The organism is Donghicola tyrosinivorans (assembly GCF_003003355.1).
Classification (GTDB): domain Bacteria; phylum Pseudomonadota; class Alphaproteobacteria; order Rhodobacterales; family Rhodobacteraceae; genus Donghicola; species Donghicola tyrosinivorans.
The window spans coordinates 1-2,500 of sequence record NZ_PVTQ01000043.1; the positions used below are offsets into that span (position 1 = coordinate 1).

The following is a 2,500-nucleotide window of genomic DNA, read 5'->3' on the forward strand; positions in this document are numbered from 1 at the left end:
TATATTTTCGGAATTATTTTTGGTTGCGGGAGTAGGATTTGAACCTACGACCTTCAGGTTATGAGCCTGACGAGCTACCGGGCTGCTCCATCCCGCGACGCTTTGGTCTTTATCGTATTGATCGATTTAGACCTGTGGCCTTTATTGGTCACTGTCGCCCTCAGCTGACGCTTGATTGTGAGCTGAGGTATTTTGTGATCGTTTTGAGAGTTATCAATTATTGTCGAGATTTTATTAGGTTTGGCGGTGACCTACTCTCCCACGACTTAAGCCGCAGTACCATTGGCGCGTCGGCACTTAACTTCCGGGTTCGGAAAGGGACCGGGTGTTTTGCTCGTGCTATGACCACCAAACCGAATAAAATCTCGTTTTCCAAGTCAGTACGCTTTGTTTTGGTGTAGTGACTTTTGATATTCAGTAGAAGTCTTGCTTTTACTGGATCAAATCAAGCCTATCGAGCCATTAGTACCGGTCAACTGAACGTGTTACCACGCTTACATCTCCGGCCTATCGACGTGGTGGTCTACCACGGCTCTCAGGGATACCTTGTTTTGAGGGGGGCTTCCCGCTTAGATGCCTTCAGCGGTTATCCTGTCCGATCATAGCTACCCAGCACTGCTATTGGCATAACAACTGGTCCACCAGTGGATCGTTCACCCCGGTCCTCTCGTACTAGGGGCAACTCCTCTCAAGTATCCTACACCCACGGCAGATAGGGACCGAACTGTCTCACGACGTTCTAAACCCAGCTCACGTACCTCTTTAAACGGCGAACAGCCGTACCCTTGGGACCTGCTCCAGCCCCAGGATGAGATGAGCCGACATCGAGGTGCCAAACACTGCCGTCGATATGGACTCTTGGGCAGTATCAGCCTGTTATCCCCGGCGTACCTTTTATCCGTTGAGCGATGGCCCTCCCACTTGGGACCACCGGATCACTATGGCCGTCTTTCGACTCTGCTCGACTTGTCAGTCTCGCAGTCAGGCTGGCTTCTGCCATTGCACTCAACGAGCGATGTCCGACCGCTCTGAGCCAACCTTCGCGCGCCTCCGTTACTCTTTAGGAGGCGACCGCCCCAGTCAAACTACCCGCCACACAGGGTCCCGGATCCGGATAACGGACCGCGGTTAGACATCAAGCAAAGCAAGGGTGGTATCTCAAGGAAGGCTCCACAGGGACTGGCGTCACTGCTTCGAAGCCTACCACCTATCCTGCACATGCTTGGCCTGATGCCAGTGTGAAGCTGTAGTAAAGGTGCACGGGGTCTTTCCGTCTAACCGCGGGAAGCCTGCATCTTGACAGGCAATTCAATTTCGCTGAGTCAACGTTGGAGACAGCGGGGAAGTCGTTACGCCATTCGTGCAGGTCGGAACTTACCCGACAAGGAATTTCGCTACCTTAGGACCGTTATAGTTACGGCCGCCGTTTACCTGGGCTTCAATTCGGAGCTCTCACCCCTCCTTTTAACCTTCAGGCACCGGGCAGGCGTCAGACCCTATACGTCGTCTTGCGACTTCGCAGAGCCCTGTGTTTTTAGTAAACAGTCGCCACCCCCTGGTTTGTGCCCCCAGCCAATACTTGCGTAGAAACTGGGCCTCCTTCTCGCGAACTTACGGAGGTATTTTGCCGAGTTCCTTCAACGTTGTTCTCTCAAGCGCCTTGGTATTCTCTACCAGTCCACCTGTGTCGGTTTAGGGTACGGTCTCATGGAGGGCTATTTCCAGGGACCCCGCAGCAGCCCACACAATCCGATAAGTGTGAACTACAGTAAGGATCCGTCACTTCCTCCTGGCCCAGGAATATTAACCTGGTTCCCATCGACTACGCCTTTCGGCCTCGCCTTAGGGGCCGGCTTACCCTGCTCAGATTAGCTTTAAGCAGGAACCCTTGGACTTTCGGCGAGAGTGTCTCTCACACTCTTTGTCGCTACTCATGTCATCATTCTCGCTAGTGATCTCTCCACCGGATGCCTTACAGCCCGGCTTCATCGAAAGCACTTTGTCTTGTGCTACCGCTTCGCTACTTGAGCACAGTTGCCTGCGCCTTCGTCTCGAAGGTCGGTAGTAAAGACAAGTGCTATGTCACACTACGCTCCGCTACCACTGCTATGCAGTCCTCAGCTTCGGCTCATGGCTTGAGCCCCGTTACATCTTCGCCGCAGGACAACTTAATTAGACCAGTGAGCTGTTACGCTATCTTTAAAGGATGGCTGCTTCTAAGCCAACCTCCTGGTTGTTTTGGTCGTCCCACCTGCTTTCCCACTTAGCCATGAATTAGGGGCCTTAGCTGGAGGTCAGGGTTGTTTCCCTCTCCACGACGGGCGTTAGCACCCGCCGTGTGTCTGCCATCTAGTACTCCCGGGTATTCGGAGTTTGGTTAGGATCAGTAAGCCTGTGGGGCCCCATTACCCATCCAGTGCTCTACCCCCCGGGGTATTCGGATGACGCTCTACCTAAATAGATTTCGCGGAGAACCAGCTATCTCCGAGTTTGATTGGCC

At 53.2% G+C, this 2,500-nt stretch carries 1 tRNA gene and 2 rRNA genes (1 of these 3 cut by a window edge); all 3 read right to left on the minus strand.

What is annotated here, in order from left to right:
- Positions 1 to 20: 20 nt before the first annotated feature.
- Positions 21 to 97, minus strand: a tRNA-Met gene (locus tag CLV74_RS22260).
- Between the two features lie 141 nt (positions 98 to 238).
- Positions 239 to 353 (minus strand): 5S ribosomal RNA (rrf, locus tag CLV74_RS22265).
- Positions 354 to 441: 88 nt separating this feature from the next.
- Positions 442 to 2,500, minus strand: a 23S ribosomal RNA gene (locus CLV74_RS22270) (it continues 805 nt past the right edge of the window).